General features: G+C 49.1%; 18 protein-coding genes. 15 read left to right on the top strand and 3 right to left on the bottom strand.

Going from position 1 to position 20,286, the window contains the following annotated elements; all coding sequences use genetic code 11:
- Positions 1–16: 16 nt before the first annotated feature.
- A complete protein-coding gene (locus QLH52_RS11710) occupies positions 17–1,228 on the top strand; it encodes a murein hydrolase activator EnvC family protein (RefSeq protein WP_319961665.1) in 1,212 nt (403 codons plus the stop codon).
- Between the two features lie 37 nt (positions 1,229–1,265).
- Entirely contained in the window at positions 1,266–2,630 is a 1,365-nt protein-coding gene (locus QLH52_RS11715; RefSeq protein ID WP_319961666.1) for a S41 family peptidase, read from the top strand.
- A gap of 110 nt (positions 2,631–2,740) precedes the next feature.
- Here QLH52_RS11715 and QLH52_RS11720 read toward each other — a convergent pair whose 3' ends face one another.
- Both QLH52_RS11720 and QLH52_RS11725 read right to left on the bottom strand, forming a co-directional pair.
- Positions 2,741–3,229, bottom strand: a complete 489-nt coding sequence (locus tag QLH52_RS11720; RefSeq protein WP_319961667.1) for a DUF934 domain-containing protein — start codon at positions 3,227–3,229, stop codon at positions 2,741–2,743.
- Positions 3,183–4,835: a nitrite/sulfite reductase gene (locus QLH52_RS11725; protein WP_319961668.1), complete on the bottom strand. Its 1,653-nt coding sequence runs from the start codon at positions 4,833–4,835 to the stop codon at positions 3,183–3,185. The genes QLH52_RS11720 and QLH52_RS11725 overlap by 47 nt, the downstream gene beginning before the upstream one ends.
- A 212-nt stretch (positions 4,836–5,047) precedes the next feature.
- Here QLH52_RS11725 and nhaD point away from each other — a divergent pair, with 212 nt between their 5' ends.
- From nhaD to rpmE, 3 genes are all read left to right on the top strand, one after another.
- On the top strand, positions 5,048–6,355 hold the full coding sequence (gene nhaD / locus QLH52_RS11730) for a sodium:proton antiporter NhaD (RefSeq protein WP_225587310.1): 1,308 nt from the start codon (positions 5,048–5,050) through the stop codon (positions 6,353–6,355).
- Between the two features lie 262 nt (positions 6,356–6,617).
- The gene (locus QLH52_RS11735; RefSeq protein ID WP_084153288.1) at positions 6,618–7,997 is read left to right on the top strand and encodes an AmpG family muropeptide MFS transporter; all 1,380 of its coding nucleotides are present in this window, start codon (positions 6,618–6,620) and stop codon (positions 7,995–7,997) included.
- Positions 7,998–8,292: 295 nt separating this feature from the next.
- Positions 8,293–8,493, top strand: coding sequence for a 50S ribosomal protein L31 (gene rpmE / locus QLH52_RS11740; RefSeq protein WP_081607938.1), 201 nt, complete (start codon positions 8,293–8,295; stop codon positions 8,491–8,493).
- A 71-nt stretch (positions 8,494–8,564) separates the two neighbouring features.
- Here the strand turns inward: rpmE and QLH52_RS11745 are convergent, their stop codons facing one another.
- A complete protein-coding gene (locus QLH52_RS11745) occupies positions 8,565–10,928 on the bottom strand; it encodes a penicillin-binding protein 1A (protein ID WP_319961669.1) in 2,364 nt (787 codons plus the stop codon).
- A gap of 210 nt (positions 10,929–11,138) precedes the next feature.
- On the opposite strand from QLH52_RS11745, the gene QLH52_RS11750 reads away from it, so the two are divergent.
- The 10 genes from QLH52_RS11750 to xerC all read left to right on the top strand — a co-directional run bounded on the left by QLH52_RS11750 (position 11,139) and on the right by xerC (position 20,134).
- The gene (locus QLH52_RS11750; RefSeq protein WP_020483743.1) at positions 11,139–12,200 is read left to right on the top strand and encodes a pilus assembly protein PilM; all 1,062 of its coding nucleotides are present in this window, start codon (positions 11,139–11,141) and stop codon (positions 12,198–12,200) included.
- Complete coding sequence (locus QLH52_RS11755) at positions 12,200–12,772, top strand: PilN domain-containing protein (protein ID WP_033156772.1); 573 nt, start codon at positions 12,200–12,202, stop codon at positions 12,770–12,772. The genes QLH52_RS11750 and QLH52_RS11755 overlap by 1 nt, the downstream gene beginning before the upstream one ends.
- Positions 12,769–13,395 carry a type IV pilus inner membrane component PilO gene (locus tag QLH52_RS11760; protein WP_033156771.1) on the top strand — a complete coding sequence of 209 codons (627 nt, stop codon included), beginning with the start codon at positions 12,769–12,771 and terminating at the stop codon, positions 13,393–13,395. Before QLH52_RS11755 ends, QLH52_RS11760 begins: the two co-directional genes overlap by 4 nt.
- The gene (locus QLH52_RS11765) at positions 13,392–13,949 is read left to right on the top strand and encodes a pilus assembly protein PilP (protein WP_084153287.1); all 558 of its coding nucleotides are present in this window, start codon (positions 13,392–13,394) and stop codon (positions 13,947–13,949) included. The genes QLH52_RS11760 and QLH52_RS11765 overlap by 4 nt, the downstream gene beginning before the upstream one ends.
- A gap of 2 nt (positions 13,950–13,951) precedes the next feature.
- On the top strand, positions 13,952–16,195 hold the full coding sequence (locus tag QLH52_RS11770; protein WP_033156770.1) for a type IV pilus secretin PilQ: 2,244 nt from the start codon (positions 13,952–13,954) through the stop codon (positions 16,193–16,195).
- Positions 16,196–16,336: 141 nt separating this feature from the next.
- Positions 16,337–16,462: an LPS translocon maturation chaperone LptM gene (lptM, locus tag QLH52_RS11775; RefSeq protein ID WP_084153286.1), complete on the top strand. Its 126-nt coding sequence runs from the start codon at positions 16,337–16,339 to the stop codon at positions 16,460–16,462.
- Between the two features lie 3 nt (positions 16,463–16,465).
- Positions 16,466–17,716: a diaminopimelate decarboxylase gene (gene lysA, locus QLH52_RS11780; protein ID WP_319961670.1), complete on the top strand. Its 1,251-nt coding sequence runs from the start codon at positions 16,466–16,468 to the stop codon at positions 17,714–17,716.
- Positions 17,717–17,721: 5 nt separating this feature from the next.
- Positions 17,722–18,549: a diaminopimelate epimerase gene (gene dapF, locus QLH52_RS11785; RefSeq protein WP_319961677.1), complete on the top strand. Its 828-nt coding sequence runs from the start codon at positions 17,722–17,724 to the stop codon at positions 18,547–18,549.
- Complete coding sequence (locus QLH52_RS11790; protein WP_319961671.1) at positions 18,546–19,235, top strand: DUF484 family protein; 690 nt, start codon at positions 18,546–18,548, stop codon at positions 19,233–19,235. Before dapF ends, QLH52_RS11790 begins: the two co-directional genes overlap by 4 nt.
- 5 nt (positions 19,236–19,240) lie before the next feature.
- Positions 19,241–20,134 carry a tyrosine recombinase XerC gene (gene xerC, locus QLH52_RS11795; RefSeq protein WP_319961672.1) on the top strand — a complete coding sequence of 298 codons (894 nt, stop codon included), beginning with the start codon at positions 19,241–19,243 and terminating at the stop codon, positions 20,132–20,134.
- Positions 20,135–20,286 lie beyond the last annotated feature (152 nt).

The following is a 20,286-nucleotide window of genomic DNA, read 5'->3' on the forward strand; positions in this document are numbered from 1 at the left end:
TGTTTACCGATATTTTTTGATCGCTTGGATTGCGATTGTCTGCGCATTGCCGGCTCAGGGCTATCCCGTAAATGCCCGTAGCTTGGTAGAAGTGCAATCGCAAATCCAGCAAGTTGGCGATGACGTCAAAAGCCTGGGGGTTGAAAAGTCTCGGTTGTTAGAACAGTTGCAAAAGCTGGAGCGGCAATACGGGGAGCTTGCGAATAGTCTGCGAGCTATCAAAGCTGAAATCAGGCAGCAAGAACAGGCATTGCAGGAAGTTCGGAATAAAAGCGTTGCCACGCAAAAGGACATGCGTAGTCAGGAGAAGGAGCTTGAGGGGCTGATTAAGTCGGTTTATGCGATGGGTGGCGATAAGGAAGGGCTGAAAGTTATCCTTAACCAGCGTAATCCCGCGGTATCGAGTCGCATGTTGGTTTACTACGATTACATTAGTAAGGCCCGCTTACAAAAGCTTCAGGCCATGGCTGAGGATTTCAAGGTTTTGCGGCAGTTGGAGGCGCAAAAAGACACGGAAACTCAGTTATTGCAAGTGTCTCTCGACAAGAAACAACAAGAAACCGAGGCGATGCAGGCGCTGAAAAAACAGCGAGAAGCCTTGCTTGCCGACATTCAGCAAGATTATGCGTCAAAAAGCGCCCTGCTGGCTGGCTTGATGCGTGACGAGAAAAAATTGCAAGCCTTGGTAGCATCATTGCAGAAAACTGATGATAATGAACCTGCGGTTGCACCGGAGCGCGTGCTTGATAAGCACGAAAAGCCTGTCGAACAACCCGAACCGCCCAAAAAATCCGAAGCCAATCCTGTTCGCGAACCGGCGGGTCTTTCTTTTTCCGAGTTGCAAGGAAAGCTGCCTTGGCCGGTGCAAGGGGCGATAACGGATCGTTTCGGCAGTCGCCGCTACGAAACAACCTGGGACGGCGTGGTGATTAGCGCTCGCGAAGGTGCCGATATTCATGCGGTCAATGCCGGGAGAGTTGTTTACGCCGATTGGTTGCGGGGCTATGGTTTGATGATCATTGTTGATCACGGTAAGGGTTATATGAGTTTGTATGCATTCAATCAAAGCTTGCATAAAAGCGTGGGAGAGCATGTTAGAGCCGGTGAGACATTGGCTTCGGTTGGGCGTAGCGGGGGGCGTGCTGATGCGGCATTGTACTTCGGCATCAGGAAACAAGGTCGGCCCATAGATCCCGAGCAATGGTGCCGTAAGCCGGGCAAGGGTTAATCATTTACAGGAACAGGTTGTTGGAGTTTTAAAACACATGCTAAAAAACAGAAATATAGTGATTTTATTGGTCGGGTTTATTTTGGGGGCGACGCTGAGTTTGTGCAGCAGTGTCCTGGCGGAAAAGGAAGCACCTGTTTCGACCAACTTAGATGATTTACAGGCTTTGCCGTTTGATGAGTTGCGGACATTTACCGAGATATTCGGGCGTATCAAACAGGATTATGTCGAGCCTGTATCCGACAAAAAACTGTTGGAAGATGCGATTCGCGGTATGTTGTCCGGTCTTGATCCGCACTCGGCTTATTTGGCTAGCGAAGAATATAAAGAGTTGCAAGAAGGCACCACTGGTCAGTTCGGCGGTTTGGGAATTGAGGTGGGTATGGAAAATGGCTTTGTTAAAGTCGTTTCTCCGATTGATGATACACCTGCTCAGCGCGCCGGCATCAAGGCGGGCGATTTGATCGTGCGTCTGGATGACAAGCCGGTTAAAGGCATGACTCTGGCCGACGCAGTAAAAATTATGCGTGGCGAGCCGGGTAGCGACATCGTGTTGACTGTGGTTCGGGAAGGCGAAGAAGCGCCGCTTAAATTTACCTTGACCCGCGACATCATCAAAGTCAAAAGTGTTAAAAACAAACTGCTGGAAAAAAATTACGGTTACTTGAGGATCAGTAGTTTTCAATCCGGTACCGGTCAAGGTTTGTTGGATGCGGTCGACGAGCTGAAAAAAGAAAACGAAGGCCCACTGAAAGGTATTGTGCTGGATTTGCGTAACAACCCCGGCGGTGTATTGAATGCCGCTGTGGATGTCAGTGATGCGTTTATCGAGTCCGGTTTGATCGTTTACACCGAAGGCAGAATCAAAAACTCAGAAATGCGTTTTAGTGCAACACCGGATGACATTATTAATGGTGCGCCGATTGTGGTGTTGATTAATGGCGGTTCGGCGTCGGCATCCGAAATTGTTGCTGGTGCGTTGCAAGATCACAAACGAGCCATCATCATGGGTGAAAAATCTTTCGGGAAGGGTTCGGTGCAAACCATTCTGCCGACCAGCAATGGCGCGGCGGTGAAGTTGACCACAGCCCGGTACTTTACGCCTTCCGGTCGCTCAATTCAGGCGCAGGGCATAGAGCCTGATGTGACTTTGGCGAGAGTTAAGCTGGAATCATTGGAAAAAGCCAAGATCGAGTCGATTAAAGAAGCCGATCTGACGCATCACTTGACTAACGGTAACGCGAAGCCGGAGAAAAAGTCCGAAGAAGAGGATAAAGATGATGCGAAAGACCAATCTGAAAAAGATGGCGATACCAACGAATCTTCAGAAGCGGAAATTCGCGACTATCCTTTGCATGAAGCGTTGAATCTGCTGAAAGGTATCAGCATTATGAAAAAGTAGCTCAGATATAGGGCAAAGAAAAACCCGCTTGACGATATTCGTCAAGCGGGTTTTTTATTGTGTGGCTTTTGTTTCTTGTCAGGTACTTAAGATAATTTGCCGGTTTTGGCTTAGTTTGTCGATGCCTGATAGCGTACCGAGAAATTGTTCATGGCTGCCAGAGCCTCTTGAATATGGTTTGGGTCAGAAAACTCAAACGCATTCACGCCCACGCGCGCCAAATAAAATACTTGGTCAGGCAGGTAATCGCCGACGGCTCTAATTTCCCCTTGATAACCGTCGCGGCTCCTTAACAAACGTGCTTGCGAAAAAAGTCTGCCATCGCCGAATATCGGAAAATTAAGCTCTATTACACCAATTTTACTCAGGTCGTCAGTCAGCGGTTCAATTTGATCGCTCGGGATGAGTCGAACGCCGGTTTGGCTGGAACGTTTGATTAGTTGTTCTTTATCTGCCAGCCAACGCGCTAATGTGACTGTAATGTCGCCATTTTCTGGCAGCGGACTGTCGTCGGCAATAAAAGTCCAGGTGTTTTCTACCAACTGTCGATCTTTAATGATTTGCATAAACTCTTTCTTTGAATGGTTCCAGGCCAACACGCTTGACGGTCTCTAAAAATGCTTCGTCTTCAAGGCGTTGCTTGAGGTAAACGTCTAATATCGTTGTGATGGTAGAAGTGATTTGGTCTTTGGGAACTGATGGTCCCAGGCGTTCGCCTATCGCTGCTTCGTTTTCAGAAGAGCCGCCCAAGGTGATTTGATACCACTCCTCACCATGTTTATCGACGCCCAGAATGCCGATGTGGCCGACACTTTGATGGGCGCAGCCGTTCATGCAGCCAGACATATTAATTTTGATGTCGCCGATGTCGTGTATGTAATCCAAATCATCCAATGCTTCGTTGAGTTCCTTTGCTACGCCAATAGAGCCGGCATTGGCCAGCGAGCAAAAATCCAGGCCCGGGCAACAGATCATGTCGGTGACGGTGCCGATGTTGGGTGTAGCCAATTTGATGGCGTTTAGTTGCTGCCATACTGTAAACAGGTCGGCTTGTTTCACGTCAGCCAAGACCAAATTCTGTCTATGAGTGCTTCTAATTTCGCCAAAGCTGAATTGGTCAGCCAAATCGGCTACCGCTTCAAGCTGTTTATCAGTCATGTCGCCAGGAGGAGAATCCGGGGCTTTTAGTGAAACGTAGACGCCGCGATAGCCGGCGATTTTGTGTTCGACGGTATTGTATTTAAACCATTTTGCAAAATCGGTGTTGTCGGCCAACTGCGCGGTCAGGGCGTTGTCATCCGCAGCGCTGGGATCGTAAGCGGGTGGTAAAAACTGCGCTTTGATTTCCTCAATGCGTTCGTTGCTCAGGATCATATCTTCCTTAATGCGCAGCCATTCCTTTTCGACCATGGCGGTAAACTTCTCCAATCCGGTTTCTTTGACCAGGATTTTGATGCGCGCTTTATACTTGTTGTCGCGTCTGCCGAATAGGTTGTAGACCCGTAAGATCGCTTCCAGATACGATAATAGGTGTTGTTTTTCCAGAAAAGGTCTAACGGTTTGACCAATGATGGGAGTTCTGCCCAGGCCGCCGCCGGCCAAAATTCTGAAGCCAATTTCGCCTGCATCGTTTTTGACTATGTAGACGCCGATGTCGTGGAATTGCACGGCGGCGCGGTCATGCGCCGAACCGCTAACGGCGATCTTGAATTTGCGCGGCAGATAAGCAAATTCCGGATGTAGTGTCGTCCACTGTCTAATGGTTTCGCAGTAGGGTCGTGGATCTTCGATCTCATCTTTGCAGATGCCCGCTAAGGGATCTGAGGTGGTATTTCTCAGGCAGTTGCCGCTGGTTTGAATGGCGTGCATTTGCACGGTCGCCAGTTCGGCGAGCAGGTCGGGTACTCGACTAAGTTCCGGCCAGTTGTACTGCACGTTTTGGCGGGTCGTAAAATGGCAATAGCCGCGATCATAGTCGCGAGCTACCGATGCCAGTTTGCGTAATTGCTTGGACGAAAGCAGTCCGTAAGGTACTGCGACACGGAGCATCGGCGCATGGGTTTGCACGTACAAACCGTTCATCAGCCGCAAGGCTCTAAATTGGTCGGGGCCGAGTTCGCCGCTTAAAAAGCGTTGGGTTTGACCGCGAAACTCATTGACGCGCTCTTCGATAAGTGTTTGATCTTGCTTGTTATATTGATACATTTAAAGGCGATGCTTGGTTTACATACTATTTTGCTAGGTATCTGAATAATATACTGGCCGGGATTAAATGACAAAGAATATTGTATGGTGATAACATGCCCGGTTAGTTTTTTCCGCTTTCAATAATGACTAAAACATAGAGGATAAAGGGGGCTATCTTGTTGCGCTTACTGTTAATTTTGGCCGGCTTGCTGTTTTTGCCGGAAATCGCCATGGCTGAAGAGTTTCATAACCTGGGCTTAACCGGAACCGAGCGGGGCATTTATACCGTTCTGATCTTTTTGGTGGCCTATGGATTTGTGATGGCAGAAGAGTTTACGCATTTGCGTAAATCCAAGCCGGTTATCTTTGCCGCTGCCGTGATTTGGGGGCATGTGGCGATATTGGCTCAAGAGGCCGGTGTTTCCGGTGAAGAACTGCATAAAGCTTTCGAACATGATTTGAAAGAGTACGCAGAGTTGATGTTGTTCTTGCTGGTGGCGATGACCTATATCAACACCATGGCGGAACGTAATGTGTTTGAAGCGCTACGCTCCTGGTTGATTCGTAAACAATTTGGCTACAAGCAATTGTTCTGGATCACCGGCATCATTACCTTCTTCCTGTCTTCGGTTGCTGACAACCTGACTTCTGCGCTGTTGGTCGGCGCCGTGGTGATGGCCGTGGGTGCGGATAACGAAAAATTCGTCTCTATCGGTTTCGTCAACTTGGTGATCGCGGCAAATGCCGGTGGCGCGTTTTGCCCATTCGGTGACATCACGACCTTGATGGTATGGCAAGCTGGTTATGCTGAGTTTTTCGATTTCTTCAAGTTGTTCATTCCCTCTGTCGTCAATTTCGTCGTGCCCGCCTTCTTCATGGCGCAAGCGATTCCAAGTGGTCAGCCAAAAGCAACCAACGAGGCCGCTGTTGAATTGAAGCCCGGTGGTTGGGTGGTTTGTGGTTTGTTCGGCGTTACCATCGGTTTGGCCGTCAGCTTCAAACAATTTCTGCATTTGCCACCGTTCATGGGCATGATGGCAGGGTTGTCCATATTGATGTTATTCATCTACTACATAAAGATGCGCTTCGCCTCGGCTGATGCGGTGCATCTTGATGTATTTGATCGCGTAAAGGAAGCTGAATGGGATACGTTGCTGTTCTTCTTTGGTGTGGTCTTCGCGGTAGGCGGCTTGGGTTATATCGGTTACCTGGAATTGTTGTCCGGCGCGATGTACGACGGCTTGGGTCAAACCACCGCCAACATCCTGGTCGGTATAATTTCAGCAATAGTTGATAACATCCCGGTGATGTTCGCGGTACTGAATATGAATCTGGATATGGATTTGTATCAATGGTTGTTGGTGACATTGACTGCCGGTGTGGGTGGTTCATTGTTCTCGGTGGGTTCTGCGGCAGGCGTAGCGTTGATGGGGCAATCCAATCACAAATACACCTTCTTCAGTCACTTGAAATGGACGCCGGTTATCGCTGCAGGCTATGCGGCGAGTATCGTTACCCACTATCTGATAAACGGTTAATTCGTCGATTTTTGATAGAACTGCAATAAAGTAAGGGAAGGCGCGTGACAAAGACTATTAATAGTTGGCGTAGCGCTTTCTCTATTTTTACGCATTGGCGTGTTCTGAGTGTGGTATTTCTCGGTTTCAGCCGGACTTCCTTTCTAGTCGGTTTCTTCGCCTGTATCGGTTTGGCTGGCCGATGGACAGGATTATCTTTTGGTTATAGGCTTTTTTACTCTGGTGGGTGTAGGGCCTTACTCGATTAAAGTACTATTCCTGCATGAGCACGCCGACGCACGTCCCCCCTAATTCGGCTCAGAAGCCGTCGCCCGCAACCCAATCAACCCCCGTTGTGCGCAGCAAGCGCTCCGCTTTGGAAGTGATGCATGAGCTCAAGCAGCCCAAGGTGGCCGTCATGTTGGCGCTGGGCTTTGCCTCGGGCCTGCCCTTCCTGCTGACAGCCAATACCTTCGGCTACTGGCTGCGGGATGACGGCACGAGCCTGATTGCCATCGGCTTCATGTCCTGGGTTGGCTTTGCGTACGCCTTTAAGGTTTACTGGTCGCCGCTGGTGGATCATATCGATGTGCCGCTGCTGGGCCGTCTGGGGCGTCGTCGCGGTTGGATGCTGCTGTGCCAAATTTTGATCGCCATCGGTCTGCTGGGTATGGCCGCTGTCGGGACGGCAGGCGGGCTGGCGGCTATTGGTGCCTTCGCGTTGTTGACGGCCTTCGCGTCAGCCACGCAGGACATCGCCATCGACGCTTGGCGAATCGAATCCGCGTCCGACGACGCCGACGTGGGGTTGATGACTTCGGCGGCGCAGGTCGGATACCGTGTCGCTCTCATTATTACCGACGCCTTGATCATTGCTGCGGCGGCCCGTGTCGGGTGGAGCATGTCGTACGTTGTCATGGCGGTGTTGATGGCACTTTGCACCGTAGCAACCCTATGTGCCTCTGAGCCAACCCGCGCTGATGTGGTGCGGCGCCAGAAGTCTCCGCTATGGACCTTGCGCGGCCTCGCCGATGCGATCATCGGCCCGTTCATCGACTTTTTCGTCAATCACAAGGTTGCAGGGCTGCTTATGCTGCTGATGGTGGCGCTCTATCGCCTGCCTGATTTCGTGATGGGGCCAATGTACAACCCGTATTATCATGATCTCGGGCTTTCCAAGGATACGGTGGCCTGGGTGCGAGGTTCGTTCGGGCTGGTTGCCACCTTTTTCGGTATTGCCTCGGCGGGTCTCAGTGCCGTGCGATCCGGCCTGTTACCAACCCTGATCGCGGGACTTGTGTTCGAGGGATTTGGCACGGCGGCATTCGCCTTACTCAGCGTCAACGCAGACACAGCGATTTTCGCCGCAGTCATGACGCTCGACGCTTTTGCCCAGTCCTTCGCGGGCGTCGCCTTGGTAATTTATATGTCGAGCCTGACCAGTTTGGGCTACACCGCCACTCAGTACGCCATGCTGTCGTCAACTTACGCCTTGCTTGGCAAATTCCTGAAAGGATTCTCCGGGGTTGCGGTCGAAACGCTCACGCCCATATACGGGTTACCCGGAGCCTATGCTACTGCGTTTGTGGCTACTGGCCTGACCGCGGTGCCGCCGCTGCTGCTATTGCTGCTGCTTTGGCGCATGCAGAACATCAAGCGATAGTCCTTGTGACTAAAGTATTGATAGCCCCCTGATTTGATAGCAAATTACACGAAATGTTTAGTAGGCTTTTAGAAGCGCTATCTTGTTCTTAGCGTCTGTTCGTGATGCCGGTTCAATCCGGCACTGCCTGCTGGGGTTTTAATATGTTATTGATGCCGACTGGTGATTAGCGGTGATGGTCTGAGGCGCTAAGTTAGTGTTTAATACTGTTTTTTGTGTTGCAGATTGCTTGCCGAGATCGTATCATAAGCAGTTCTCTATCAAGTATGTAGCCCGGAACGGGTATGTGAGCGCTATGAAACCAGAAATACATCCAGAATATAAACAAATTACCGTTACTTGCGGGTGCGGCAATACTTTTCAAACCGGTTCTGTGCTGGCTTCTGATTTACACATTGAGGTGTGTTCTTCTTGCCATCCGTTTTATACCGGTAAACAACGCGTCGTTGATACATCGGGCCGTGTTGATAAATTCCGCAAAAAATTCGGAAAATAATAGTTTTCGAGAAGTCTTGTTCGGCCGTCGGTCAACTGGCGGCCAGATTCTTCCCAGTTATACGAAGTGTTTTAAAATAGCGCTTCTTCTGCAAATAATTCATCCTCTTCGGGTTCTTCAGTTTTCGGTGCCGATTTTGCCGTTGGTAAGGTTTCTTCGCTGAAATATTCCCAAATGCCTCCCCTCGCTTCTTGATCTAACAATAACCCGTCTGCTGGGTTGATGTAAGCCTGGACTATCCCAGCTGGTTGCGTTAATGGTTTTTCCGGGAAGTTTTGTTGTACGGCCTTCATGAATTTAATCCACATCGGTAAGGCTGCTTTTCCGCCAGTCTCGCCATGCCCAAGCGGTAATGAATTATCGAAGCCTATCCATGCAGAGGCCACTATATCGGTAGCAAAACCGTTAAACCAAGCGTCTCTCTGTTCGTTCGTGGTGCCTGTTTTACCCGCCAAATCGTTACGGCCCAATTGTTTGGCCTGAGTTGCCGTACCGCGCTGTACAACATCTCTTAGCAGGCTGTTTGCCAGGAAATTGATTTTTGCTGAAATAGCGCGCGGCGCGCGGTTTGGTGGCGGCGGGTCTTGGTCGGGGCAATCGGCACACGCCAGGGGTGGGTTGGCCTGGAATAACAGGTTACCTTTGTGATCTTCGATGCGTTCGATGAGGTAGGGTTTTACCAAAAAGCCGCCATTGGCAAATACGGCATAGGCCGACGCCATGCGCAACGGTGAGGCGTAGCCGCTACCTAAGGCCAGAGACAGTGTGCCGGGTAATTGTTCTTTATCGAAACCAAAGCGCATGGCTGTATCGATTGCCTGAGGTATTCCGATTTCCTGCAGCAATCGCACTGAGACCAGATTGATCGATTCCCGGAGCGCAACCCGCAATGATGTCGGACCCAGAAAGCGGCGGCTATAGTTTTCCGGACGCCAGTCGTTTTCTTGCGAAGGGTCCTCGATTACGATGGGCGCGTCATTAATGATGCTGGCCGCGGTGAAGCCTTTCTCCAGGGCGGCAGTATAAATAACAGGCTTGAATCCCGAGCCCGGTTGGCGTTTGGACTGTGTAGCCCTGTTATATTTGCTGTGATAAAAATCAAAGCCGCCGCATAGTGCCAGAATCGCGCCATTGTTAGGATTGAGTGCTACGAAAGCAGCCTCAGCTCCCGGAATCTGCGTCAGCGCCCATTCGTCTTTTGCTAATTCTCTAACCCAGATGATGTCGTTCGGTTTAAGAAAAGCTTTGCCGGTGCCGATATTTTTTTCCGGATAAGGTCTTGCCCATTCAATATTTTTCCAGGCGATGACAATCTGTGTGTTGTCATAAAGTCTTGCGGTAACCCCGGAATCGGCCACTGCTGTTATCAGGGCTTGCCGAGTGTCTCCGATAACATTGTCGGTCAGTTGAGCGCCGCCTTTTTGTGTATTTTTATGTGGAAAACCGCGATAGCCGTGGCGCTCGTCATATTCATGCAAGGTTTTTTGCAAAGCGTCTTCTGCGGCTAACTGAAATTGGCTAGGGACGGTGGTGAAAATTTTCAAACCCAAGGTATAGGCTGTCTCGCCATACTTGGACATAACTTCTTGCCTAACCATTTCCGCGATGTGTGGCGATTGTAGCTCGACATTTATCGGCTGAATCTCCGCATTATCAACTGCTTGCACGGCAATTTCGTAATCGTGCTGGCTTATGTAGTTTAGATCCAGCATTCGGCGCAACACGTAGTTCCGTCGCTCTATAGCGCGCTGAGGATTGGCTATGGGATTGTAAATGGACGGCGCTTTCGGCAGGCCGGCAATCATCGCTTGTTGATGCAGAGTTAACTCGGAAATATCTTTACCGTAGTAGGTTTGTGCGGCTGCTGCTACGCCATAGGCGCGTTGGCCCATATAAATTTTGTTCAAATAAAGATCCATAATCTGATCTTTGGAATATTGCCGCTCTATTTTCAGTGCAAGAATGATTTCTTTGAGCTTACGCAAATAAGTTCTTTCGTTACTCAGCAGAAAATTGCGGGCAACTTGCATGGTGATGGTACTGCCGCCTTGTCTTTTTTTGCCGGTAAGGGCTAGCTGGCCGACGGCTCGCAGCAGACCTTTGAAATCGACGCCGTTGTGTTTGTAAAAGCGGTCGTCTTCCGCAGCGATAAACGCCTTGATCAATTGCGGCGGAACTTGCTCAATGTTGATCGGGATTCGGCGCTTCTCGCCAAACTGAGCTATCAATAGCTTGTCTTGGCTGTAGATGTTCAACGGCATTTGATATTGAACATGTTGTAACTGGTCGATGTCCGGCAGTTCCTTATCGAGTTCGATTAGGAAAAAATAAGTGGCGATCAGAAATGTGCCGATAAAAGCGAAAAAGAAGAAGGCCAGCCACTTAAAAAGTGTCTTGATCAGAGACTTGGGTTTGGGAACTTTCTTAATGGGCACTGAAATTCAAACGCACTGCTAAAATACAAATTGCCGGTCAAAATAAACCCTTTTGATAATAGGAACAACCTAAAGTTACTTATAAAGTGGTTTATCTAAGAGGATGAAATTAAAAAAACCTACTATACTTCTGACCCATGTGGGTTCTGCACCTCGTCTGAGCATGCTTGAGCCAAATTCAATCATATTCGATCTAAAAAGGGTTCATTCATGAGCTGGTTGAGCAGGAATCCGTCGGCTGTGCTGGGTGTGGATATTAGTACAGCTGCGGTTAAATTGTTGGAATTGAGCCGGGTCGGTGCTCGTTACCGGGTAGAAAGTTACTCGGTGGCGCCCTTACCTCAAGATGCGATAGTCGATAAGAACATCACCAATATAGAGCAAATCGGCGCGGTAATAAAAGCGGCGGTCAAGCAATCCGGTACTCGCGCAAAGCAGGCGAGCGTTGCGGTTGCGGGTTCGTCGGTGATGACCAAAATCATTTCGATGCCCGCCTCCTTGTCTGATAGGGACATGGAGGAGCAGATCATGGTAGAAGCGGATCAGTACATTCCTTATTCGCTGGACGAAGTCAATCTCGATTTCGAAGTCCAGGGCATCACCAAAAATAACCCGGATATGGTTGATGTGTTGCTGGCGGCTTCTCGACGGGAAAACATTGAAGACAGGGTGGCTGCGCTGGCCTATGCCGGCCTGAAGGCTGTCGTCGTCGATGTGGAAGCTTTCGCGATGGAAAATGCGTTTTCCTTGTTGGCGGATCAGTTACCGGAAGGTGCCGGCAATATGACTGTTGCGATTGCCGACATTGGCGCAACCATGACCTCTCTGAACATTCTGCATGAAGGTAAAACTGTTTATACCCGGGAGCAGGGCTTTGGCGGAAAACAGCTAACTGAAGAGATTCAGCGCCGCTATGGCCTGTCGTATGAAGAAGCCGGTTTGGCCAAGAAGCACGGCGGCTTGCCGGATAATTACGTCACGGATGTGCTGGAGCCCTTCAAAAAAGCCATGTTGCAGCAAATCGCCAGATCGTTGCAATTCTTTGTTTCCTCTAGCGCCAATCGCGGCGTCGATGCCTTGGTACTTGCCGGTGGTTGCGCGTCAATCGCGGGTTTGGACAAATTGGTGGAACGCGACCTCGGCATCCCGTCTTACATTGCCAATCCATTTATCAATATGGCGCTTTCTAATCGGGTCAAACCGCAAAGTCTGAGCAACGATACGCCTGCGATGATGATAGCGTGCGGTTTAGCGCTAAGGAGTTTCGATTAATGGCAAGAATTAATTTACTCCCCTGGCGAGAAGAGCTGCGTAAAAAAAAGCAGCAGGATTTTGTGGCGGGTATTGGTGCCGGTATTTTGGTGACAGCACTGATTTTGGTCGTGGTCTATATGTATATCGAAGGGATCAAAGAGTATCAGACCCGCAGAAACACGCTACTACAAAACGAAATAGCCATCTTGGATAAGCGAATTCAAGAAATCAAAGAAATCGAAGATAAGAAAAACCGGTTATTGACCAAAATTGAAGTCATCCAAAAGTTGCAGGAAAGCCGTCCCGAGGTGGTGCATTTATTCGATGAATTGGCCAAAACCACGCCGGATGGTATTTACCTGACGAAGTTTGCCCAGGCAGGAGCGGTTTTGACGCTGGATGGGAAGGCGGAATCGAATGCGCGGGTGTCCGCTTATATGCGAGCTATCGATAACTCGCCGTGGATGAATACCTCGGTACTGACTGTTATCAAGGGCGAGGGTAAGAAGGATGGGCAGATGAATGACTTCACCCTAACTGCCAAGCAAGGTAAGAAGGTCGATAAGCCTCAACCAGGAGCCGTCAAATGAATTTGTCTGAAATCAATTGGGACATTAATTCGGCGGGCAGCTGGCCAACGCCACTAAAAATCATCGTCATTCTTATGTTTGCGGTATTAACAGCGGCGGCTGGCATTTACTTTGTGACGGTGCCGCAGTTGGATGAATTGGATGTGCTTGAAAAACAAGAAGAGAGTTTGAAAAGTGCGTTTGAAGTTAAGCAAAAAAAGGCTGTCAATCTCCAGGATTACCGCGATCAGCTGGATCAAATCGAAGCGTCGCTAGGTGAGATGTTGAAGCAGATGCCTACCAAAGCTGAAGTTGCCAGCTTGTTGGTTGATATTTCCCAAACCGGATTGGCAAGTGGCCTAGAGTTTAAATTGTTCCAACCCAGTACTGAAATTAACAGAGAGTTTTATTCTGAATTACCAATTGGTATCCATGTCGTCGGGAAGTATGAAGAGCTGGGATTATTTGTCAGCGGTTTAGCTTCCCTACCCCGGATTGTGACGGTGCACGATGTGGTCATGACGCCGATGGGTAAAGAAGGCAAAGATGGTATGAGCATGACGGCAACGATAAAAACCTATAACGAGGGCGAAACAGCGCAAGCCGCTGGCGGACCGGCTGCTAAGAAAAGGAGAGGGCAATGAGGTGCGTCGGTGTGAAAGTGTTTCCGACCCTGCCGATGTTGAGTTTGCTTTTGGTTGGGATGGTCGGATGCGGTGGCGACGATGTCAGCGATTTGACCAAATATATTGAAGAGGTAAAAGCTCGTCCCAAGGCCGCTATCGAACCCTTGCCTGAAATTAAAGTGGTTGAATCGTTTATATTCAAGCCCGATGGATTGAGGGATCCGTTTAGGTCAATTGAAAGAAAAGATGACGATAGCAATGTCGACGTCTCCGGTATCAACGGTATTAGACCTGATATAGAACGCCGGAAGGAAGAGTTGGAAGCCTACCCTCTGGACAGTCTGCGCATGGTTGGAACGCTACGTAACGACAAAGGCTATTGGGGTTTGGTAAGAGCTAGAGATGGGACTATCCACCGCGTACAGGTTGGGCATCACATGGGGCAAAATTACGGCAAGATACTGCGTATTCTTGACGACAAAATAGAGCTAATGGAAATCGTACCTGATAAACCGGGCACTTGGCGCGAACAACAGTCTTCACTAGCATTGGCCGATGAAAAAGGGTTATAGAAATGAGTATTAAACAAAATAAAAATGGATGGAAAGTGGCCGGCTTCGGTTTCTGGTGTTCAGTGTTGCTGAGTTGTTTTGTGCATGTTGCGCTGGTGCACGCCGACGACGGAGCGATAAACAACTTAGAGTTTTCCACCTTGGCCGGAAACCAAGTGCAAGTGCAACTGGAAATGGATGGTCCGATAGTGGAGCCGAAAATCTTCCAGACCGATAACCCTTCCAGAATCGCATTGGACTTTGCCGGCGTAAAAAGTAATCTGGCAAAAAAAAGCTTTCCAATCAATCAAGGTGCGGCAGGCACGGTATATGTGGTCGAGGCTTCGGGGCGGACTCGGGTTATTATCAATTTGGTAGAAAAAGTGCCTTACGAAACCAAAATCGAGGGCAATAAATTTTATGTGGTGTTGAAGTCCAGCGGGACCGTTGCTGCGGTAAACCGAGCCGTACAGCAAGCGCCTGTCGCGAAGGATTCGGTGATTAGTAAATTTTTGCCGGAACAAAACATAAAAAGTATTGATTTTCGACGCGGGCCAAACGGTGAGGGACGTTTGCTACTGGGTTTATCTGCGGCAAATACTGTCGTGGACGCTAAACAAAATGCCGGTAAAGTGGTTTTAAGTTTCCTAAACACCAAGTTGCCGGAGTCTTTAGTTAAAAGTTTTGACGTATCCGATTTTGCGACACCTGTACAAAAAATCGAAGCCTCTCCCAGAGGCGATAGCGTCAACATTGTCATAACACCCAACAATGGTAATTACGATTACTCGTCCTATCAGTCCGATAATTTATTGACGGTTGAGTTTCGGCCGTTGACACCGGCGGAAAAAGAAGCGCAGCAAAAAGAAAAATTCCCGTATATCGGCAATAAGTTGTCATTGAATTTTCAAGATATCGAAGTGCGTTCGGTGTTGCAAATTCTGGCCGACTTTACCGAGCTGAATATCATTGCTGCTGATTCGGTCGCGGGCAATGTCACGCTTAGATTAAACGATGTACCTTGGGATCAGGCTTTGGAGTTGATTTTAAAATCCAAAGGCTTGGCAAAAAGACAGAACGGCAATGTGGTGATGGTGGCGCCGGTTGCTGAGATCATGAAAATCGAGCAGGAGGAGCTGGATTCGAAAAAAATATTCGAAGAGTTGGAACCGTTAAAAACCGAAAATATTCAGATCAATTATGCAAAAGCAGGGGAGATTTGCGGTGTATTAATGGGGGTGGGGAATAGCTCGCAAGGTGGTCAGTCCGGTGCAGGTGCAAGCAGTGGCGGAGGTGGTGGTTGCGGCGGTGGTAGTGGTAGTTCCGTCGCGTCGCAACAGGCCGGTTCCGGCCAGAATAGCCAAGGTGGCGGTCCAGCAAGTATGCGATTGCTATCGCCACGCGGTACGGCGATTGTCGATGCCAGAACCAATACGCTGATTGTCAAGGATACGGCAAAGGCTATGGAAGATGTACGCAGAATGATCAAACTATTGGACGTGCCTGTGCGCCAAGTGTTGATCGAATCGCGAATCGTCATAGCGGATACTTCGTTTGCGCAGAACTTGGGTACCAAATTTGGGGTGGCTCACAAAGCCGACGTAAATAGCGGAACGCAATACGGAATGACGGCCAGTGGTGCGGAAACCAGCGAAAATTCGCAAATTCTGTCGGATTTGGGATCTGCATTGGCAGCTTCCAGCGGAGGTGCTTTGGCCTTGACCTTGGCACGCGGAGCGGATTATCTTTTGAACCTAGAGATCAGTGCATTGCAAGACGATGGTAAAGGCGAGTTGGTATCCAATCCGCGGGTAATGACTAGCGACATGGTGCAAGCCTCTATCAAACAAGGTGTGCAGATTCCGTATCAAACCCAAAGCCAGGCAACTGGTCCGGTGACGGAACTGGTCGATGCGGTGTTGGAGCTGAATGTCACGCCGCAGATTACGCCAAGCGGCAGTGTTATCATGCTGCTCGACATTAAAAAAGATTCGCCGGGAACACCTTTGGCTACAGGCGGTAACGCAACGGTACCTATCGATACCCGGCAGTTGAAAACCAAAGTTCAAGTTGAAGATGGCGAGACGGTAGTGTTGGGCGGCATCTATGAGTCGACTGTTCAGGAATCTTATAATACTGTGCCTTGGGTGTCGGATTTGCCGGTGATTGGCTGGATGTTCAAGAAAAGTGTAAAAAACGATACCAAAAAAGAGTTGTTGGTGTTTATTACGCCTAAAGTGGTGAAAGAGTCGATGACGATAAAGTGAGTCTTCGTCTGGCCTAGCGACAAAAAGGGGCTTCATGCCCCTTTTTTTGTGGCTTGCCGAGATTGGTTGGCTGTCTTGCGTTCGTTCTTTTAAGCTGTCGGCTATGCTATATTCCGCATTCACTCGATAATCGTTACGAACATGACGACAAACAAAATTTTAACTCTAGTTCTTTGGGCGCTGTTGCTGCAAGCCTGCGGTCAAACCGGGCCCTTATATATGCCGGATAGCCCGCCGCCAATTTACGTACCGAAACAAGATAAATAAGCCATGGATTTTTTTAATTATCGGCAACACGAGCTGTTTGCCGAAAGCATTCCTGTTGACAAAATTGCCGAAAACTACGGTACTCCCTGCTATGTCTATTCGCGCGCGACCTTGGAGAGGCATTGGCAAGCCTTCGATCAAGGCTTTGCCGGGCACCCGCACCTTATTTGTTATGCCGTAAAAGCCAATTCAAATATTGCGATTCTCAACGTGCTGGCGCGACTTGGGTCTGGGTTCGACATCGTGTCGCTTGGCGAAATGCAGCGCGTGCTAGCTGCGGGCGGCAGTCCTGACAAAATTGTGTTTTCCGGTGTCGGTAAACGCGAGGACGAAATCTTGGCGGCGCTGAAAATAGGTATACGCTGTTTTAATGTTGAAGTCAGCGGCGAACTTGATCGGATCAACCGATTAGCCGGTGAGCTGGGTGTTATCGCTCCCGTGTCTTTCCGGGTCAATCCTGATGTTGACGCCAAGACGCATCCCTATATTTCCACCGGGTTGAAAGAAAATAAATTCGGGATCGATATCAAGCAAGCCATTCATGAGTATCGGCGTGCCGCGCAGATGCCGAATATCCAAATAGTCGGTATCGATTGCCATATTGGCTCTCAATTAACTGAAACAGTGCCGTTTTTGGATGCATTGGATAGGGTGTTGGCGTTAGTCGATGAGCTGCAAGAGGAAGGTATTGAATTGCACCATCTCGATTTAGGAGGCGGGCTGGGTATTTGTTATCGCGATGAGCACCCACCGCAACCTTCTGAATATATTTCAGCTCTGCTGCAGCGTTTGGCGGGACGGAGCTTTGAAATTCTATTAGAGCCGGGGCGCGCCATCGTCGGCAATGCGGGAATATTGTTAACCAGAGTGGAGTACCTTAAGCCAACAGAGAATAAAAACTTTGCCATTGTCGATGCGGCCATGAATGATCTGGTCCGGCCGGCTTTATACGGGGCGTGGCAGGCAATCATTCCCGCGAATGCCGAAAGCGATCAGTCCGAGTTGGATTGGGACGTCGTGGGGCCGGTGTGCGAGACAGGTGACTTTCTGGGTAAAGCGCGGTCGTTAAGGTTGAAACAAGGCGATTTATTGGCGGTTCGTTCAGCGGGAGCCTACGGATTTACGATGAGTTCAAACTATAACTCGAGGCCACGAGCGGCGGAGGTAATGGTGGATGGCGATAAAACGCATCTTATTCGATCCCGAGAAACTCTGGAGCAACTATGGGTTGGCGAGCAGCTTTTACCTGAGTAGCGATGATGATTAATTTCACCAAAATGCAGGGCTTGGGCAATGATTTTGTCGTGATCGACGCTATAAATCAGCCAATACAATTGACGACCGAACAGATTCGATTTTTGGCGGATCGCCATTTTGGCGTGGGCTGCGATCAATTGTTATTGGTGGAAAAGCCGGTTAGCGATAACGCCGAGTTTAAATACCGGATTTTCAATGCTGACGGTAGCGAGGTTGCGCAATGTGGAAACGGTGCGCGTTGCTTTGCACGCTTTGTGCGCGACAAAGGCTTAAGTAATAAGGACGAAATTATTGTTGATACCGATGCGAGACAACTGACGCTTCGATTCGATGCGGTCGATTTGATCACCGTTGACATGGGAGTTCCCGCACTGGAGCCTGAGCAAATACCGCTAAAGGTTTCCGAACAGTCCACGTTATATAAAGTGACTTTGGCGGAGACAGAAGTTGCATTCGCAGCTGTTTCTATGGGGAATCCTCATGCGGTTATCCAGGTCGATGATGTAATCAGCGCGCCCGTTTCATCTATCGGCGCTAGGTTGGAGAGTCATGAGCTGTTTCCGGAACGAGCTAATATTGGTTTCATGCAAATTGTTAATCGTCGACAAATCAAGTTGCGAGTTTACGAGCGTGGCGCAGCCGAAACGCTGGCTTGTGGCAGTGGGGCTTGCGCTGCTGTTGTGGCCGGTATTGAGCAAGGTTTGTTGGAGCAGAATGTTCAGGTTCAACTGCCTGGTGGGGAATTAATCGTTAGCTGGCTTGGTAGTGGTCATCCTGTCATGATGACGGGAGCAGCGACTACGGTATTCGAAGGACAAATAAAGTTATGAGCAGTGAACCAAAAGTCTTATTGAACGAAGCCCTCGTTAAGGCCTATCTGCAAGAACATCCCGAGTTTTTTCAAAATCATCTGGATTTGCTGGAGAAGATGCATATCCCGCATCCCAGTGGTAATGCAATATCGCTAATATCCAAGCAACTTGAAATTTTTCGGGCGAAGCATCAGGAGCAAGAAAATCAATTGACCGCGTTGATCGATATTGCCCGGGAAAATGACGCTTCGTTCAATCGCATGCATGAGTTGACTCTGGCCATGTTGGAAGCAAATACCCTGGAGGACGCGGTAGCAAATTTAAGTGAGGTGTTGGCTGAATGTTTTTTCACTGATTTCGTAGCCATTAAAATCATTAAAGAACAACCGCTCTCGCCTATCAGTAATTTATTCGTTGGAGCTGATGATGCTAACTTGAAGCATTTTTCCAATGAATTAACCACAAACCAGCCGAAATGCGGTCGGCCGACCTTAGCGCAAGCGAGGTTTTTGTTTGGCGACGTGGCTGCGGAAGTTCGCTCGTGTGCGATCATTCCTATGGTGTTTACGCAGCTTGATGGGTTGTTGGCGATCGGCAGTCGCGATGAGTCGCGCTTTCACTATAGTATGGGCAGCATATTTCTTACTCAAATGAGTGAGATTATCGGGACTCGTCTTATATCATTGCTACACCAAACGGATTGATTGTCATGCATACCGAAGCAGATGAGGCCTTGCTGCGGTATTTTCGCTATTTGGTTTCGGAAAAGCGCGTTGCAGATCATACGTCAACAAACTACCAAAGGGATTTAAAACGTTTTCAAAGTTTTTGCTCTGGGCAAGAGCTCATGTTTTGGCGGCAAGTTCAGGATCGTGATGTACGGAATTATATTGCCGGGCGTCATAAAAACGGTATCGGCAGCAAGACGATTCAGCGCGAACTCGCTGCTTTACGCAGTTTTTATCGATTTTTACTCAAGGCCAAGCAAGTGGAGCATAACCCTGCTCAGCATGTGCAAGCGCCCAAAGTTTCAAAAAGGCTGCCACATGTCTTGGATGTCGATCAGGTTGTGGGGATGTTAAATGCGACGCCGGATTCGATTTTGGAAATCCGCGACTTGGCGATGTTCGAATTGTTTTACTCATCTGGATTGCGACTGAGCGAGTTGGTAATGCTTGATTTGTCTGACATCAATCTTAGCGAAGGCTTTTTGAGGGTGCGGTTTGGTAAAGGCGGCAAGCAAAGGCAATTGCCGGTTGGTAGTAAAGCACTTGATGCGCTTAAGGCTTGGCTGGCAAGGCGGCCTGAGGGGGAGTGGCAGGCAGTGTTTGTTTCCCTGAAGGGGCTTCGATTATCTCAAAGAAGCGTGCAACTTAGATTGGATCGTTGGGGCAAAAAAAACGGAATAGCCGAGCACCTTCATCCTCATATGTTGAGGCATTCGTTCGCAAGCCATTTGCTTGAAGCCAGTAAAGATATTAGGGCTGTGCAAGAGTTGTTAGGGCATAGCAATATATCGACTACTCAGATATACACGCACCTGGATTTTCAACATTTAGCGGCTGTTTATGATCAAGCACATCCGCGCTCGCGCAAGGGTTGAAGGCTGTTGAATAAAAAAGTTCTTGACGTGGGGATGTTGGGTGATTAGAATGAGCGGCTCTTCACTGCTCTGGCTTTTAAGTTTTAGCGGTGAAGCGGTCGACTTGGTTCGGCGGGTTTGAGGTTGTTGATTGGCGGGTTTGTTTTTTTGGG

The sequence above is a fragment of the Methylomonas defluvii genome (assembly GCF_033949435.1).
GTDB classification, from domain to species: Bacteria; Pseudomonadota; Gammaproteobacteria; order Methylococcales; family Methylomonadaceae; genus Methylomonas; species Methylomonas defluvii.

Excerpts from the sequence above, each read along its gene's own strand:
- QLH52_RS11715 (WP_319961666.1), top strand. The coding sequence starts at position 1,266 with ATGCTAAAAAACAGAAATATAGTGATTTTATTGGTCGGGTTTATTTTG.
- QLH52_RS11725 (WP_319961668.1), bottom strand. The coding sequence starts at position 4,835 with ATGTATCAATATAACAAGCAAGATCAAACACTTATCGAAGAGCGCGTC.
- nhaD (WP_225587310.1), top strand. The coding sequence starts at position 5,048 with ATGGCTGAAGAGTTTCATAACCTGGGCTTAACCGGAACCGAGCGGGGC.
- QLH52_RS11735 (WP_084153288.1), top strand. The coding sequence starts at position 6,618 with ATGAGCACGCCGACGCACGTCCCCCCTAATTCGGCTCAGAAGCCGTCG.
- rpmE (WP_081607938.1), top strand. The coding sequence starts at position 8,293 with ATGAAACCAGAAATACATCCAGAATATAAACAAATTACCGTTACTTGC.
- QLH52_RS11750 (WP_020483743.1), top strand. The coding sequence starts at position 11,139 with ATGAGCTGGTTGAGCAGGAATCCGTCGGCTGTGCTGGGTGTGGATATT.
- QLH52_RS11755 (WP_033156772.1), top strand. The coding sequence starts at position 12,200 with ATGGCAAGAATTAATTTACTCCCCTGGCGAGAAGAGCTGCGTAAAAAA.
- QLH52_RS11760 (WP_033156771.1), top strand. The coding sequence starts at position 12,769 with ATGAATTTGTCTGAAATCAATTGGGACATTAATTCGGCGGGCAGCTGG.
- QLH52_RS11765 (WP_084153287.1), top strand. The coding sequence starts at position 13,392 with ATGAGGTGCGTCGGTGTGAAAGTGTTTCCGACCCTGCCGATGTTGAGT.
- QLH52_RS11770 (WP_033156770.1), top strand. The coding sequence starts at position 13,952 with ATGAGTATTAAACAAAATAAAAATGGATGGAAAGTGGCCGGCTTCGGT.
- lptM (WP_084153286.1), top strand. The coding sequence starts at position 16,337 with ATGACGACAAACAAAATTTTAACTCTAGTTCTTTGGGCGCTGTTGCTG.
- lysA (WP_319961670.1), top strand. The coding sequence starts at position 16,466 with ATGGATTTTTTTAATTATCGGCAACACGAGCTGTTTGCCGAAAGCATT.
- dapF (WP_319961677.1), top strand. The coding sequence starts at position 17,722 with ATGATTAATTTCACCAAAATGCAGGGCTTGGGCAATGATTTTGTCGTG.
- QLH52_RS11790 (WP_319961671.1), top strand. The coding sequence starts at position 18,546 with ATGAGCAGTGAACCAAAAGTCTTATTGAACGAAGCCCTCGTTAAGGCC.
- xerC (WP_319961672.1), top strand. The coding sequence starts at position 19,241 with ATGCATACCGAAGCAGATGAGGCCTTGCTGCGGTATTTTCGCTATTTG.